Raw genomic sequence first — 15,647 nt, 5'->3', positions numbered from 1 at the left:
TGACCCTGGGCTCTATTCTCTTAAGAATATTATGCTTTTTAAACCATCATTTTCTGCAAAGCTTTTACATAACGCGATCTCGCAATGACAAAGTATACGGTCTGGGCGGCCAGAAAAGCCAGCGCCACTGTAAAAGTAGCCGTATTAACATAAGAGACCTTCATATGTCCCAGCACAGGCTTCAAAACTACAAGCGTTTGTATCGTGGATATCGGAATCGGAATAAAAAAGATAAAAGCAATTTGCTTCGTGGCCGCCGCATTCATTTCTCTGCTGCTTAGCCCGATCTTGGAGAGTGCACGGTACATTCGGCTGTCGGCAGATAGCTCAGTATATAGCTTGAAGTATAAAAAGCTTGCCGTCGAAATCGAGAAGATTAAAGCGATAAAAACCCCAATAAAGCTGAACACTGAGGTCGTATCTTTCGTGCTCCAATACTGGGAGGAACGGACCGTTAAAAAATTAGCACAATTTGGGCAGCCTGCAACGCTGCCTCGAGTCTCGAATATTTGCTTCTGATTCCATGCGTAAAGCTCTGTACCGATCTTGGATTGCTCATCTTGCCGTGAGGGAGGCTGTGTCCAGGCAGGTACATGATAGAAATACTTGGGTCTGCTTTGTAAATCAGCTGATAATTTGGTGAAAAAGGCATCATCAACAATGAGCATAGCCCCTGCATCACTAACGCCTACAATCTGGCGGATGCTGATTTCCTGCACAATCGTAATGCTTGAATCGGCTCCCTCAAGCTTTAATGGCTGTCTTGGCAAACGATTTGAGTCCCCATAAACCGCAACAGCCGTATGCTTCGATAGATGCCGCAACGGCGCTATGTTCAACAAAGTAGCTAGTTTATTAATCTGGCTTGACCGAACAAGTTCTACATCGCTACTCTTGCTTGGGTCATCGACCGCATTCGGTCGATGAGCGAGGATACTGTCTATCCGATATCGTTCAAAAGCGATGCCTGCTTCCTGCATTGACTGCTCAATAGTCGCCAGCTCTGCACCGATATGCTTGGGCTGAAATACGTCATAAGTGAAAGCAAATTTATTGTTCATAAACTGCTGCTTGTTGTCTTGATCAATTGCCAGTACGAAGCCCGCGCTTATGCAAGCGATCGAAGTAACAACCGTCACCAGAAACAGCATTCTGGCATTATCCTTCAGCTTATAGCCGATCTCGGAAATCCATAACAAATTAGTGCCGCGCCATACCCGCTTTCGATTTCGTTTGAGCAAACGAATGATGAGAACTGACAGCTGGGAGTAAAAGAAATAGGTGCCAGAAATGCCGGAAAAAGCGGCAATCATCAGAGTTTTTGGAGATAGAGTGTCTTTGCCAAGGACCACAAAACTAATAGTCAGCAAAATCGCGCCCAATACGGAAAGCCAAATCGAAGCTTTCGGTTCCCGCTTCGGTCTGCTGCTGCCCTGCAAAAGCTCCAGCACCCTGTTTTTGCGAATAAACAGCAGCGTAAATAGCGATATCATCATAAATAAAGCAATAAAGCAGCCCGCTGTCAGCACGATTGCCTTCACTGGCCAATAAAAGGCCAGCTCGTTAATATCGATCATTTTTGTACTGAACAGCAAAAACAGCTTGGAAAACAACAGCCCGCTGGCTATTCCGGTGATAATAGAAACTGTACCGATAAACATATTTTCCAAAAAAATCAGGCCATTAATTTGTCCTGCCTTCGCGCCCAATATCATCAAAATCCCAAACTCCTTATTGCGGGACTTCAAAAAAGCGCTGATGGAGTAGAGCACAAAAAAGATCGCAAAAATAAACACCACATAAGCGGCAACCTGCATGCTGATTAACGTCAATGCACCCATCGGTGCCTGCCGAATTTCAGGATGATAGATGAATACAGCAAATGTAAAAAAAATCATCACCATAAATGCGCTGCTTAATAAATAAGCCATGTAAGCACGGCCGTTGCGACTGACATTATTAAAAGCGAACTTAGGAAAATTCACTCAGATTCCCTCCCCAGAAAGACAACGTATCGATGATTTTCTGAAAAAAGGTTTGGCGATTCTTCCCGCGGCGAATTTCCGTGGCCATACGCCCATCTTTAATAAACACAATCCGATGACAATAACTGGCTGCCAGTGGATCATGAGTAACCAGCATCAGCGTAGTGCCCTGCTGTTTATTAATGTCGACCAGCGATTCCATGACAACTTTCGAGGAGGTTGAATCCAGCGATCCTGTGGGCTCGTCAGCGAGTAGCAGCGACGGGGCTGCGATCACCGCCCTGGCTATGGCTGTCCGCTGGCGCTGTCCTCCAGATATTTCATACGTCCGTTTGTTTAATATCGAAGTAATGTTCAAACGCTCGGCAACTTGCCCCAGCCTCTTCTCCATCTCCGACAGGCGAAGGTTGTCCAGTGTCAGCGGAAGAACAATATTTTCTGCGACAGTAAGGGTGTCCAGCAGATTAAAATCCTGGAATACAAAGCCAAGCTGCCGGCGGCGAAATAATGCCAGTTCCTTTGTTCTTAGCTTAAAAGGATTACTGCCGTTAATTAGCACCTCCCCGGAGCTGGGCTCATCAATCGTGGAAACCATATTGAGCAGTGTTGTTTTTCCGCTGCCTGACGGTCCCATGATACCCACAAATTCCCCTTGCTCTATGGTCAGATGTATATCCGTTAAGGCATTTGTCACAACTTTACCCGGATATACTTTATTAAGAGCCTTTACTTGCAAAATGCTCATACTTTTCATTCCTTTCAAGGAAGCGGATTACTGGTACTTTCTCTATTAATGTACCTTATCAGCGTCATAGGAACTATCGACTTTCCTTAAATATAGCTTACATCACGGTTAAGCTTACGTTCGCCTTTATATTCAGTAGTCTACTCGCAATCATTTTTTGCATATTTTTCCTGATACGTGTTACTGTATAACTGAACAAAGGAGTGAACCTATGGAGACTATTCTAATCATAGAGGACGATGCCAAGCTAGCAGGCCTTCTGAGCGCCTATCTATCAAAGTATGAATTCCGTACGATAATAGTAGAAGATTTCAATAGGGTAATGGAGACTTTTAACGAGAGTTCCCCCAACCTCGTTCTGCTGGATGCTAACCTTCCCAGATACGATGGCTTCTACTGGTGCCGCCAGATTCGTACAACCTCACTCTGCCCAATCTTATTCATATCCGCACGTGAGGGTGGAATCGATCAGGTGATGGCGCTGGAGAACGGTGGTGACGATTACATCACTAAGCCTTTTCATTATGAAGTCGTTCTTGCCAAAATCCGCAGTCATTTACGCCGGGCTTATGGCTCTTACTCACAGCACCAAGAGGAACGGAAAGTCCAATTGGGTGATTTAATCCTTTACCCTGAACGTTATGTGATCCAATATAATGGGCAATCCAGCGAACTTACGCAGAAGGAAGCAATCTTACTAGAGGGATTATTGCTTAAGGAAGGACGAGTTGTTAACCGTGAGCGCCTGCTTGATCTTATGTGGGAGGATCAGCATTTCATAGATGATAATACCTTGAATGTCTACATAACTCGTGTGCGAAAAAAACTCAAGAACCTTGGTCTCGGAGACGTTGTAGAAACGGTAAGAGGCGCCGGCTATCGGCTGAATACTTCTAAGGATATACAATGAAATTATTCTGGAAGGACCAGCTTCCGCTGCTGCTATTCTATCTGCTACAGATGCTGCTAGTCCCATCACTATATTGGCTGACTGGTGAGGACAGACCCCTCTCCATCATGCTGTATGGAATAGTGCTTAGCACTGTCGTTCTCCTGCTCTATCTGGGCTACCGATACATTCAGTATCGTAAATTATACACGGCATTATGCGATCCCGTGAGCCTGACACAAGAGCAACCTGTTTCCATGGGAGAAGCACCGCTTCCCGAAGCCATTCATGAGCTAATGCAGCTAATTGATCGCCAGTATCAAGAGCAGGTGAATACACATGTTCGCCGGATGGATCAGCACATCGTGTTCATGAACCGCTGGGTACACCAGATGAAAACGCCTCTCTCCGTTATTCAGCTTACATTACAGGATCTCGAAGATGAGGCCGCTGCGAGTATTCAAGAGGAGCTGGATCGTCTGCGAAGAGGGCTCGAAATGGTGATCTATACCTCCCGGATCGACCGATTCGAAGAAGATTTCCAAGTGGAGCCGCTACTTCTGCACAAGGCAGTCAGTGAGGCTGTAGCTGAGAACCGTAGACTTTTTATCCGCCGAAACATTAGAGCAGATATACAAGTAGGTGCTAACTTCGCCGTATATAGTGATGCCAAATGGTTAATGTTTATGTTGAGCCAAATCCTAACCAATGCTGTGAATTACACCCCCGGCACCGGCAAGTGCGTTACAATCTCAGCTCAGCGCAGGGGCTCCGATATTATTTTGAACATTACCGATCAAGGCATCGGTATTTCACCCGAAGATCTTAAGCGGGTCTTTAACCCGTACTTCACAGGTGAACGAGGACGACAGTATCACGAATCAACAGGCATGGGCTTGTACCTTGTCCGGGAGGTTTGCAGAAGACTTGGACACAAGGTAGAACTTCAATCAAAGCTCGGTGAAGGAACTACCGTTCGACTCTCTTTTAGCAATAGTAATCACCTATAGCACTAAGTTCAGAGGGTAAGGGAGTGAATCCAATGAATGTTTTAGAAGTCAAAGGACTTAACAAGGTATATCCGGGCAAAGTAACGACCCATGCCCTCACCGATATTCAACTTAGCATTGAAAGTGGTGAATTCATCGGAATTATGGGCCCATCCGGTAGCGGCAAGACGACACTGCTTAACATGGTATCCACGATTGACCAACCCACCTCAGGGGAAGTAAATATCAACGGCAGCAACCCCTATCTTATGAATAAAAATGAACTCGCCCATTTTCGTCGGAGACAACTCGGTTTTGTATTTCAGGACTTTAACCTTCTGGAGACGTTAACGGTAGCCGAAAACATTGTGCTGCCCCTAACACTGGATAATCCGAAACTCACCAAGATGGAAGCCTTGCTGCAAAAGGTCGCAGAACGCTTGAGCATCACCGATATTCTGAACAAACGCACCTATGAAATTTCCGGTGGACAGCGGCAGCGTACAGCGATTGCCCGGGCAATCATTATTTCACCAGCGATCATACTAGCCGACGAACCAACAGGATCGCTCGATTCCAATTCCTCACGAATTGTAATGGAATCGCTGGAGGATATTAACCGCACAGAAGGTACCACGCTATTGCTCGTGACGCATGATCCGCTGGCAGCCAGCTATTGCAACAGAATTATCTTCATTAAAGACGGCAAACTGGCAGCTGAAATCCATCGGGGCGATAACCGTCAAGCCTTTTATCAAAAGATCATCGACACACTTTCATTCTGGGGAGGGAATAGCCATGAGCTTTCCTCAATTCGCGTTTAACAACGTACGGCGTTTCTCCACTTACAACAATAGAACAAACGGGTCCATTCCCACATGATGTGGAGACCGGGCCCGTTTGTTCCATTTCCCATCTACCCTACTATACCGAAATCTCCGCCTCCGGCCTACAGCCCCCCCTCCATCAACTCACCTGCCATCTTCAGCAGCTGCTCCTTGGTCAGATCTCTATCCCCGTAGGTCGTGAGCGTATAGTAGGCATCCTGCCCTTCGTTGTACCAATTCAGGTAATGGTAGGTGACCACTCCCGGTCTGACCACCTGATTATAGATAACCTCCCGGCCGTCTACGTTAAGCTTCTCTACCTGGTTCTCCGGTTGCTGATATACTGTCATGTCTCCGCCGTTCATCAGGTAGGCCGTGATCCCGACAATGGCTCCCTGCTTCGTATATTCGGCGCTCACTGCCCCCGTTTTCGTCCACGGCACGATTTTCATGAACAGATTCCGCTTCTGGTCCTGCTTGGCTTCGCCGATCAGCTCACGCAGTGAATTGCTGTAGAGCGGGTTACTGTCCAGTTCTGCCGTTGTCGGATACAATGGGTTCACCTTGCCATATTTAAAAGCATAACCACCTGCTGTTTCAGGAAGGAGAATAGGCGAGTTTTTGGTTTTCAATTGCTCGAGAAATGTGGGATAGTCTGTGATTTTCTGCTCCTTGTAAGCAAGTTGCAGCAGGCCCCCCGTTCCCTCAGAAACCGGCTCTCCTCTGACGTAATACACAATTTCCTCACCCGGCTCGGCAAAATCCATCAGCTTCTGTTCATACTTATAATATGAGGATCCCCCTCCGCTTTGCGGCAGCTGACTCTCCGCAAGATGCTGTACCTTCACCTCGCCTGCCTTATTCCGGATCTGAATATACTCCGAGGCAGCGTAGGCTGTTACTGTGATCAGCAGCAGCATAACCAGCATCCCTGTGAACGCAGCTGTTTTACCGGCGAATCTAATCCCGCGCGGACTCCGCTTCTGTTCAGTCCCCCGTACACGGGCCATAACTCTATCAGTAACCTCTATCACGGATAGCTGCTCTTCACGGACTGCAGCGTCTCTTATATCTTGGTACTCATTGCCGATTCCTGCCCGTTCCATGATATCCCCTCCTCCGCTTGCATCGTTTCCCGCACTTTTCGTTTGATCCGCTCCATCCTTTTATGCAGCGCATTAGGCGTAATGTTCAGAATTGCGCTGATCTCCAGAAAGGTCTGCTCTTCAAACACCCGCAGAACAAGCAAATTCCGTTCCTCCAGCGATAACCGTCCAAGTGCAGCCTCCAGCGCCGGACTGTATAGCCGCTCTTCCAGCGTCTGCTCCGGACCGGCCGCTGCCGCCGTATCGGGACGGAACACCCGCAGGAAGTGCCCCTGCATCCGCCGCCGGCGCAGCAGGTTCAGACAATGATTGCCGGCAATCCGGTACAGCCAAGCCGAGAAGCTAACCGTAGGTTTGTACCCTCTGATGGATTGATAGGCTTTGACCAGCACATCCTGCACCGCATCCTCGGCATCCTGCCTGTTCCCCAGCATCCGGCAGCAATACCGGTAAACCGGCTGCTGAAAAGCATCCACAATGAACGCAAAGGATTCCCGCTCCCCTTGTTGAACCCTGATAATGACCGCCTCTACCTGCCGCATATCCGGCATATTCTCCTGTGACGTTGCCCTCACCTCCTAGCTTGTATATCTCTATAACACCTGACTTCTGCAAAAAGTGCCTACCGGCACAACTTTATTCGAGTAAAAACGGTTGTACGGGCTTCGTCCTATGTAATCTTTCAATCCAATATAATATAACTTTAGCAGATTTATTGAAGGCTGATTTATGCACTTTCCACCTCTCATCCGTCCCCCTCCAGACTCTTATCCCTCACCACAGAACAAAAAAAGAGACATCCCCCTCCGCTCACGCGGAAGTATGGACATCTCTTCTCCGAAACCAGTCTCTTGGTCTTCAGCACTCTTTTTTACAGCACTCTTTTTTACAGTGCTCTTTCTCTACAACACTCGCTGCTCGTCATTCTCTTTCTCTACAACACTCTTTGTCTCTGTTTCTTTCAAGCCGGCATCAATTTCTATATGGTTAAGCCGTATGCCGTGAAGGCTTCAGGCTCATTCCCTTTACTTTTACCTGTCTGAGTACCGGAGGCTTCAGGGAAACCGCCAGGATGCAGGCCAGGATACACAGCAGACCAATCACGATGAACGTAGGCTTGAACCCGCCCAGGAACGCGGCGATGAACGAGCCGGACAACGCACCGATGCCGAAGCCCTGATAGACGATGCCATAGTTCTTGCTGTGGTTCTTCAGGCCGAAGAAGTCGCTGACAATCGCCGGGAATACGGTAATATTACCTCCGAAGCAGAAGGCAATCGCCGCCACACAGGTGAAGAATATGCCGTAGCTCAGGGTGGCGTAGCTGAGAGTAAACATCGCTGCAGCCGTAACAGCCAGCGTTACACTAATCAGCTTCAAGCGGCTCATGCGGTCGGATAATGCACCCAGAATCAGGCGCCCGGCCGTATTGAAGATCGCGATCATCGCTACAGCATTCGCCGCTGCCGCAACATCCAGTCCGGCCAGCTGCACACCGATATCCTTCACGATGCCGATCAGATAGAGGCCGCTCATACAGGCGGTGAAGAAGATCACGAACAGCAGGTATGCTTCCTTCGTGCGGAGCATTTCTTTAACAGTGTAATCTTTCGGTACAATAACGGCTCCAGCGGCAGGCTTCACCCGATTCCCAGCAGCCATACCCGCTGCTGCCGGGGCCGCCACTGGCGCTTCCCGGACCAGCATTGAGCCGATTACGATCATAATCATCACCATGAAGCCCCAGTACAGAAAAGCATTCGACACGCCCGCCGACTCAATCAGGCTGCCGTTGATATATTTGAAGATCAGACTGCCCGTGCCGTAAGCACCCACGGATACACCGGAGATCAGTCCCTTATTCTTCGGGAACCACTTAATCAGGTTGGAGAGTGAAGTAATATATGCCGTTCCGTCCGCGTACCCGACAATTACGCCGGCCAGCAGGTAGAACATCGGGAGGGAGCTGGCCTGCGAACTTAGAATCAGACCAAGCCCTAGCATAATCCCGGCAGCAGCAGTCAGTCTGCGGAGGCCGAACCGGTCCTGCAGTTTCCCCGCGAATAGTGTCGCGAAGGCCAGGGCAAAGCTGGTGATGGAAAAAGTTATCGAAACAGAGCTGAGCTCCCAACCGAATTTGCTGACAAGATGGGCATTGAACAAGCTCCAGGTGTAGATCGTACCCAGTCCCATTTGCATAATCACTGTACCTAGCACGATGAGCCACCGCTTGCTGCCTGGCGTAGTCGTAGTCATGGGTGATTCCCTCTTTCTCTCTAATATCGCTTCCAAAGTCGCTTCAAGGCTTGCTTTGCCTCTTCATTGTAGCGAAAAGATGCTGACTTAAGAGAAATCCGGAATGAGATGACGCAAACGGGGAATGAACTGCCGCTAGAGGCGCATGATCTGCCTGAATTCCTTCACCTTGCCGCGGCTGACCGGCACCTCGAAGTCCAAATCACGCAGCCGGAGCAGATAGGTGTTGTTGAACCAGGGGATAATCTCCTTGATCTTGGACAGATTGACGAGATACGAACGGTGGCAGCGGAAGAACTGCTCCTGCGGCAGGCGGCTATGGAATTCGCTGATGCTTAAGGCCATGCTGTACTCCCCGTCTTTGGTGATGACGCTCGTTGTTTTCTCCTGCGCCGAAGCATAGTAGATCTCGTCCGTATCGACGACGATGATCTTTTCATTTTTCCACAGATTGACCTTACCGCTGCTGAGCTTGACCGGCTCTTCTTCCCCCTGGCGGCTTCTGGCCGCAATGGCCCCCTCCAGCTTCTGCAGCATCGCTTTGATCCGCGTCTCGCTGTAAGGCTTCAGGATATAGTCGAACGCTTCGATCTCGAACGCCTCGGCGGCATGCTCCTTATAGGCTGTGATGAACACAATATAGGGCTTGACCGCGAAACGGCTAATATTATGGGCCAGCAGCACGCCGTCAACCGAAGGAATATTAATATCCAGAAAAATCACATCCACAGCATCGGTCTGCAGATACTTCAGCGCATCCAGCCCGTCTTCGAACTCGGCGGCAATCTTGAAACTGCTGTGTGCCTGTATCAGAAAAGCAAGCTCCTGCCTCGCCAGCACTTCATCCTCGACAATTATCGCTCTCATCGCTGCTCCTTTATCACATCAAAGTAAATTTCCGTACCCTTAGCAAGCCGGTGGATCGTCAGACCCGTGCCATAGATCAGCTTCACCCGCTGGTGCACGTTGTACAGTCCGATTTTGTTCCCTTCCATACTGCCGCTATAGACCTTGGCAATCGTCTCTTCGCTAATTCCCGCTCCAGTGTCGGCAATTCTCACCCTTACGCTGTCACCGTGGTCTTTGACTGAAATTTCCACAGTGCCATTGCCCTTCTCCTTCAAAATCCCGTGGACAATCGCGTTCTCCACCAGCGGCTGAATAATCAGGCTTGGAATACGCACCGCCACCTCATCAATATCGTACAGAACGGTCAGGCGGCTGCCGAAGCGGGCCTTCTCAATCTCCACATAATGCTGGACCTGCTGTAGCTCCCGGCGGATATCAATGGACTCATCGGTCAGCTCCAGATTATATCTCATATACCCCGACAGGTTGACGATCAGCTCGCGCGCCTTGTCCGGATCGATCCGGATCGAGGAGATAATGGCATTCAGCGCATTGAACAGAAAATGGGGGTTGATGCTCGTCTGCAGCGCCTTCAGCTCGGCCTTGTTGGCCATCTCCTTGATCCCCTCCACCCGCGAAACCTCCATTAGAGTTGAGATGATCTGTGACAGCCCGACTGCCATTGCCTGCAGGGAATAGGTGATTTTATGCGCATTGGTGTAGTAAATCTTGAGCGCCCCCGTCACTTCACCCTTCTCCTTCAGCGGAATAATGATCAGCGAGCGGATGCCCCGGTTCATGTACTCGGTATCGTCATCGCGGATGGTGATCTCGCCGCTCTTCAGCGTCTGCTTGGTCTCTTCACTGATAATCTCATTGGCCTCGGCATAATACTCTTCACCGACACCGACATAGGCCAGAATAAACCTTGTATCGGTAATCGCCACCGCATCCGCTCCGATATCCTCCTTGATAATCCCGCAGATGGTACGCAGCGACTCTGGATTAATATTGCGGAAATACGGAAGCGTCTTGTTGGCAATATCCAGCGCAAGCTTGGACTGCTTAGCAGCAATCCGTTCCTTCTCCCCTTCGACACTCTGCACGAGCGTAACAATCAGCCCGACACTGATCTGACCGATAATCATCGGAAAAGCAATCTTCGACACAATATCCACACCCAGCGAATAAGGGTCCGCCATAATCAGAATCAGCGCCATCGTCAGCGCCTCACAGGCCATCCCGGCCGCGATACCGGCAATCCAGCGTCGTTCCGGTGAGGTGCGCCGGTAGATGATCCCCGATACAAGCCCTGCTGTGATGCTTGTAATCAGACACGGAAGCGAGGTGACCCCGCCGATATCAATCAGGAAACGGTGCACCCCCGAGATAATCCCGGTAATCAGCCCGACCCAGGGGCCGAAGAGAATCCCGCCAGCCATAATGGCGATAATCCGCACATTAACCAGCGACCCTTCCACATTAATCCCGCTGTAGGTTCCAAAGATGGCGAACAGGCTGAAGATCACCGTTACAATCGCCAGCTCCTGCGGCGCATATACTCCTTTGGCAAAAATCTCTTTAAAGCGCGGCAGCCGGGTCAGTACGAACAGACACATCAGCAGCAGCGCCGCCCGCTCAAACAATTGCAGCAGAATACTCAGGTTATGTTGCACATTCACGCCCCCATTGGATAATCTATCGGTTCATTATAAAGCCTTATTTTTCAGAAAAAAAGGCCTTCTGCGAAGCGTTCACTTTCCGCTCCATCCGGGCTATAATGGATTATTGTCTTCATTTCAGCAGAGAAAGAAGAGATTATACAATGATAATAACCAGTGAAGCAGACATTCTCCGGCGGGTGAGGGAAGATGCCTGGATGATGGATATTCTGAAGGCAGCCGGAACTTTGCAATTGCCGGACTGGTGGGTCTGCGCCGGATTTGTGCGGTCCAAGATCTGGGATGTGCAGCATGGTTTTACGGAGAGAACACTGCTCGCGGATATTGATGTGATCTATTATGACCCCGGCGACCTGCGGGAGGAAGTGGAGAAATCCTGGGAAGCCCAGCTGAAGAGCCGGTATCCCGGAATTCCCTGGTCAGTCAAGAACCAGGCCAGGATGCATACCGTCAATAACCTGCCGCCCTATCACTCGTCCACAGACGGCATGTCCAAATTCCCCGAGACGGCAACGGCGCTTGGACTCTCCCTGGACGGGAATGGGGAAGTAATTCTGGCCGCCCCTCATGGAATTTCGGATGTTATTCAGCTGGTATTGCGGCCCTCGCCTTACTTCGCCGCCCATCCGCATCTGCTGCCTATTTATGAGAAGCGGATTGCAGGCAAGAACTGGCAGAGCATCTGGAGCGGGCTGCGCAGCCTCCCCGCTGACGTTACCTAGTCCGGGCCGAGACCCGGTACAACCCGCAAAGAGCAGCAGGTACTCCCTGACCGGGCAGCCTGCTGCTCTTTTTTACAGGACAATGTTACCTGCTTCGTACAATTATTCTTCCTCTGCTCTTCCGCCGAAACACTCTAGTTTACACCGCCAGATCTATCCCCACCACGCCTGCCACAACAAGTGGATAAACGTATCTTAAGTTGACCGTTTCTTACGAATGAACGGAAGAAAGTGGAGGTAATCCATCTATTTCTGCTCCCCCTACCTTTCAAGCGGACTAGCTCCAACTTTTCCCACTCCCGCATATCCTCCAGACTCGGCAAACCGGTAAAACAATTGAAAACAAGGAGCATTGGCTGCGGGAGGGTAGGGGTAAGATGGGTAGAGGCTAGGAAGGATATAGAGGCCGGGGAGGTTAAGACCCCAACATATAACCTCCAAAAAAAGGACAGCCCGTGTACACCGCAGCTTCTGCGTGTAAGGCTGTCCTTCCGGCATCCACCTGGGCGGTTCTACAGAACTGCCGGTTGCATGTTGCCCGCTTGTTTAATCTTAGCCATCATTCCCCGGGCGATCCATACTCCGGCCGCTCCGGCCTGTGCAAGGCCGCGGGTAATGCCTGCACCGTCGCCGCCGCAGTAGAGCCCGGAGATCTCGGTCTCGAATTGCTCTGTCAGCTTAGGCCGGGCAGAATAGAACTTCGCCTCAACTCCGTAGAACAGCGTATGCTCGGAGGCAATACCCGGTGTAACCTTCTCCAGCGCCTCGATCATTTCAATCAGGCTCTTCATCGTGATGTACGGCAGGACCAGACCCAGATCGCCAGGCACCGCTTCCTTCAGCGTGGGCTCAAGGAACCCTTCCTTGATCCGTGTCTCCGTGGAGCGGCGGCCGCGCAGGATATCGCCGTACTTCTGCACGATCACACCGCCGCTGGACAGATCATTGGCCCGCTTACAGATTTCCCGGGCATATTCATTCGGCTTATCGAACGGCTCGGTGAAGGTATGGGAGACCAGGAGGGCAAAGTTGGTATTCTTGGAGCCAAGCGCCGGGTCCTTGTAGGAGTGTCCGTTCGCTGCCATCACTCCGCTGTGATTCTCCACGACAACATGTCCTGAAGGGTTGCTGCAGAAGGTGCGGACCCGTGTCCCCACAGATGTATTGAAGATGAATTTCCCCTCATAGAGATGCTCGTTAATCTCACGCATCACCACATCAGAGGTTTCCACGCGCACCCCTACATCCACCTGGTTATTATACATTTTGAGCCGGCGTTTCTTCAGCACCGCAGTCAGCCAGGCAGATCCGTCACGTCCCGGAGCAATCATTATCTGATCCGCCTCATGGCTCTCACCGTTCTTCAAGGTAATGCCCGTAATGCGATGTGCACCGTTCTCCTTGACGGTAACAATATCTTCTACCTCAGTCTTGTACAGCATATCAATGCGCGTCTTCAAATATTCGTATATGGATTTCAGGATTTCCAGGTTCTGTTCTGTTCCCAGGTGGCGGACCTGCGCACGCAGCAGCTTAAGCCCTGCCGCATACCCCCGCTGCTCAATCCCGCGGATGCTCTCGGTAGTCGGATCGGTAATAACCGGCGTGGCCCCGTGCTCCAGGTTGATGCCGTCAACATACTCAATCAGCTCCATCACCCTGGAAGGAGGCAGATAATCGGTCATCCAGCCGCCGAACTCGGTCGTGATGTTGAATTTGCCGTCACTGTACGCACCTGCACCGCCAAAGCCTGCAGTAATCGAACAGGCCGGCAGACATCCGGCGAATTCCTTACGGCCCGAAGCCGGAGGGCAGAGCTTGATTTTCTCCTCCAGAATCGGGCAATTCCGGCGGTAGATATCATGGCCCTTGTCCACCAGCAGGATCTTCAGCTCCGGTGCTTTAAGTGTCAGTTCATAGCAGGCGAATATTCCGGCCGGACCGGCTCCAACAACAATCACATCATATTTACTCATAGGTTCTCTGTTCCTCCCAGGATGAAACGGCTGCCCCGCAGTGGATAAGGGCTGCTCTGTTTCTGCGATAAATATAAATTCACTTACGCAAACAGCACAAAAATCCCGCCCTCTTCATAGGTATGCAAAATGCACCCTATTCGTAGCCAGGAATTTACGGTCCCCTGTAGAAACCCCCAAACCTTATCATTGAGGATATACGAACAGCTTAGCTCATTATTGTGAGCCAATTGGAATTCTACAGAAATTATGCGAATGTGTCAAGGATATATCGCATTAATAATTCGTGTTTGCATCATTATAACAGCATGAGTAGCTATAAATACCTAGTGTTAATCACCAAAACACGAACAATGATCACAGTATCGGATTAGGGAGGAAAATCGGGATAATTGTCGAATATATAAGTATATTGCCACTGGAAAAGAGGAACATCTTATGCACATCCCACCGCCAACTCCTCGCCAAATGTACTGGAACCGCGTCCTCCTCAATACTTTTTGGATGGTCCTGTTTGTTTATCTGGCAAGCCAGCTATTTGTTGCCTTATCCATGTGGGGCCACCGGCCTGAGCTCTCCGGCAGGCAATATTTCATTAACCACATAGCGATCCCCGACTCCATACTGCTCGTCTTGCTTCTGATTCTTGAGGTTGTACATAAATGGAAACCGCTGATGTCCGAGTTCTCAATTATTGTCGCAAGCCATCTATACGGCGTTCTGATGATCATGAATCTGAGCACGGAGTTTCATGTGAAGCCGCTCATTATGCTGCTTCCGCTGCTGGTATCCATGATCTATCTGAAGGACAATTATCTGAAGGCTTCCTCGGTTATTTGCCTGATCTATATCATTATGCTGTTCCTCAACACAGCCACCTATGACTATACCCTGCGCATCCAGAACATTATTATCACCCTTATCTTCGCAGGAACTTCACTGGCCGGGTTCGGCGTCATTGCACGGGGACGGGATCTAATGCAGTCACTGGAGAATTCGGTGAAATCGGAGCAGGATCTGCGCATTCAGAATATTATTATGGACAGGCTGTCCAAGATTGACCCCTTGACCGACTTGTACAATCACAAGACCTTTCATGAATATCTGGGCTGGCTGATTGAGCATCAGCAGAACAATCCTTTTCCCCTGCAGCTGGCGGTTCTGGATATCGACAATTTCAAAAAAGTAAATGACCAGTATGGCCACTGGGTTGGCGATATTGTACTGAAGCAGGTAGCTGCAGTCATGCTGCAGCATATCGGATCGGATGACTTCGCAGCCCGGTACGGCGGTGAAGAGTTCGTTATCATTCTGACGGCCAAGCCGCTGGAGGACTCCGTGCGGATTATGGACAAGATCCTAACCGGAATTGCCGGCCTGCCCATTAGTGAAATGGAGAATAAATCGGTTACTGTTAGCATCGGCATGCATGATTATGATGGAACCGATTCGAAGAGCTCCACTTTTCAGCAGGCAGACGATGCCCTGTATGAAGCCAAAAAAACAGGCAAGAACAAAATCGTCATCTTCTAGCTACGAATATACATTCTAATATTTCAAAAAAAGCGGGTCCACAGGCATATTATCCATGCCCGGGACCGCGGGTCCACAGGCATATTAT

Annotated in this window: 13 protein-coding genes and 1 riboswitch; of the genes, 5 read left to right on the top strand and 8 right to left on the bottom strand. The window is 49.9% G+C overall.

Annotation, left to right across the window (positions count from 1 at the left end):
* Positions 1 to 38 precede the first annotated feature (38 nt).
* Entirely contained in the window at positions 39 to 1,985 is a 1,947-nt protein-coding gene (locus QW71_RS14805) for an FtsX-like permease family protein (protein ID WP_039299455.1), read from the bottom strand.
* Positions 1,972 to 2,730, bottom strand: a complete 759-nt coding sequence (locus QW71_RS14800) for an ABC transporter ATP-binding protein (protein WP_039299453.1) — start codon at positions 2,728 to 2,730, stop codon at positions 1,972 to 1,974. The genes QW71_RS14805 and QW71_RS14800 overlap by 14 nt, the downstream gene beginning before the upstream one ends.
* A gap of 211 nt (positions 2,731 to 2,941) precedes the next feature.
* On the opposite strand from QW71_RS14800, the gene QW71_RS14795 reads away from it, so the two are divergent.
* Genes QW71_RS14795 through QW71_RS14785 form a run of 3 tightly spaced genes read left to right on the top strand, consistent with a single transcriptional unit; the run spans position 2,942 to position 5,432 of the window.
* A complete protein-coding gene (locus QW71_RS14795) occupies positions 2,942 to 3,640 on the top strand; it encodes a response regulator transcription factor (RefSeq protein ID WP_039299450.1) in 699 nt (232 codons plus the stop codon).
* Complete coding sequence (locus QW71_RS14790) at positions 3,637 to 4,629, top strand: HAMP domain-containing sensor histidine kinase (RefSeq protein ID WP_039299447.1); 993 nt, start codon at positions 3,637 to 3,639, stop codon at positions 4,627 to 4,629. The genes QW71_RS14795 and QW71_RS14790 overlap by 4 nt, the downstream gene beginning before the upstream one ends.
* A gap of 32 nt (positions 4,630 to 4,661) precedes the next feature.
* Positions 4,662 to 5,432, top strand: a complete 771-nt coding sequence (locus QW71_RS14785; protein WP_039299444.1) for an ABC transporter ATP-binding protein — start codon at positions 4,662 to 4,664, stop codon at positions 5,430 to 5,432.
* A 125-nt stretch (positions 5,433 to 5,557) separates the two neighbouring features.
* Here QW71_RS14785 and QW71_RS14780 read toward each other — a convergent pair whose 3' ends face one another.
* From QW71_RS14780 to QW71_RS14760, 5 genes are all read right to left on the bottom strand, one after another.
* Positions 5,558 to 6,541: a hypothetical protein gene (locus QW71_RS14780; protein WP_152679767.1), complete on the bottom strand. Its 984-nt coding sequence runs from the start codon at positions 6,539 to 6,541 to the stop codon at positions 5,558 to 5,560.
* Positions 6,502 to 7,083: an RNA polymerase sigma factor gene (locus QW71_RS14775; protein WP_039299633.1), complete on the bottom strand. Its 582-nt coding sequence runs from the start codon at positions 7,081 to 7,083 to the stop codon at positions 6,502 to 6,504. Before QW71_RS14775 ends, QW71_RS14780 begins: the two co-directional genes overlap by 40 nt.
* Before the next feature lie 445 nt (positions 7,084 to 7,528).
* On the bottom strand, positions 7,529 to 8,797 hold the full coding sequence (locus QW71_RS14770; protein WP_039299438.1) for an OFA family MFS transporter: 1,269 nt from the start codon (positions 8,795 to 8,797) through the stop codon (positions 7,529 to 7,531).
* Positions 8,798 to 8,932: 135 nt separating this feature from the next.
* Entirely contained in the window at positions 8,933 to 9,664 is a 732-nt protein-coding gene (locus QW71_RS14765; protein WP_039299436.1) for a LytTR family DNA-binding domain-containing protein, read from the bottom strand.
* Positions 9,661 to 11,265, bottom strand: coding sequence for a sensor histidine kinase (locus tag QW71_RS14760; protein WP_200905925.1), 1,605 nt, complete (start codon positions 11,263 to 11,265; stop codon positions 9,661 to 9,663). The genes QW71_RS14765 and QW71_RS14760 overlap by 4 nt, the downstream gene beginning before the upstream one ends.
* A gap of 206 nt (positions 11,266 to 11,471) precedes the next feature.
* Between QW71_RS14760 and QW71_RS14755 the strand changes: the two genes are divergently transcribed.
* The gene (locus QW71_RS14755) at positions 11,472 to 12,050 is read left to right on the top strand and encodes a nucleotidyltransferase family protein (protein ID WP_039299434.1); all 579 of its coding nucleotides are present in this window, start codon (positions 11,472 to 11,474) and stop codon (positions 12,048 to 12,050) included.
* Between the two features lie 512 nt (positions 12,051 to 12,562).
* On the opposite strand, the gene QW71_RS14750 is transcribed toward QW71_RS14755, so the two are convergent.
* Entirely contained in the window at positions 12,563 to 14,026 is a 1,464-nt protein-coding gene (locus tag QW71_RS14750) for an NAD(P)/FAD-dependent oxidoreductase (RefSeq protein WP_039299432.1), read from the bottom strand.
* Between the two features lie 123 nt (positions 14,027 to 14,149).
* Positions 14,150 to 14,249, bottom strand: a riboswitch (purine riboswitch).
* Positions 14,250 to 14,464: 215 nt separating this feature from the next.
* Between QW71_RS14750 and QW71_RS14745 the strand changes: the two genes are divergently transcribed.
* On the top strand, positions 14,465 to 15,559 hold the full coding sequence (locus tag QW71_RS14745) for a GGDEF domain-containing protein (RefSeq protein ID WP_039299430.1): 1,095 nt from the start codon (positions 14,465 to 14,467) through the stop codon (positions 15,557 to 15,559).
* Positions 15,560 to 15,647: the final 88 nt, after the last annotated feature.

The organism is Paenibacillus sp. IHB B 3415 (assembly GCF_000802655.2).
Lineage (GTDB): Bacteria > Bacillota > Bacilli > Paenibacillales > Paenibacillaceae > Paenibacillus_AQ > Paenibacillus_AQ phytohabitans.
Note: the sequence above shows the minus strand (reverse complement) of the source record. Positions and strands in the feature narration are given on the sequence as shown.

Coding starts and splice junctions, on each gene's coding strand:
- QW71_RS14765 (WP_039299436.1), bottom strand. CDS start 9,664: ATGAGAGCGATAATTGTCGAGGATGAAGTGCTGGCGAGGCAGGAGCTT.
- QW71_RS14795 (WP_039299450.1), top strand. CDS start 2,942: ATGGAGACTATTCTAATCATAGAGGACGATGCCAAGCTAGCAGGCCTT.
- QW71_RS14785 (WP_039299444.1), top strand. CDS start 4,662: ATGAATGTTTTAGAAGTCAAAGGACTTAACAAGGTATATCCGGGCAAA.
- QW71_RS14745 (WP_039299430.1), top strand. CDS start 14,465: ATGCACATCCCACCGCCAACTCCTCGCCAAATGTACTGGAACCGCGTC.
- QW71_RS14760 (WP_200905925.1), bottom strand. CDS start 11,265: ATGTGTCTGTTCGTACTGACCCGGCTGCCGCGCTTTAAAGAGATTTTT.
- QW71_RS14780 (WP_152679767.1), bottom strand. CDS start 6,541: ATGGAACGGGCAGGAATCGGCAATGAGTACCAAGATATAAGAGACGCT.
- QW71_RS14755 (WP_039299434.1), top strand. CDS start 11,472: ATGATAATAACCAGTGAAGCAGACATTCTCCGGCGGGTGAGGGAAGAT.
- QW71_RS14800 (WP_039299453.1), bottom strand. CDS start 2,730: ATGAGCATTTTGCAAGTAAAGGCTCTTAATAAAGTATATCCGGGTAAA.
- QW71_RS14790 (WP_039299447.1), top strand. CDS start 3,637: ATGAAATTATTCTGGAAGGACCAGCTTCCGCTGCTGCTATTCTATCTG.
- QW71_RS14775 (WP_039299633.1), bottom strand. CDS start 7,083: ATGCGGCAGGTAGAGGCGGTCATTATCAGGGTTCAACAAGGGGAGCGG.
- QW71_RS14750 (WP_039299432.1), bottom strand. CDS start 14,026: ATGAGTAAATATGATGTGATTGTTGTTGGAGCCGGTCCGGCCGGAATA.
- QW71_RS14770 (WP_039299438.1), bottom strand. CDS start 8,797: ATGACTACGACTACGCCAGGCAGCAAGCGGTGGCTCATCGTGCTAGGT.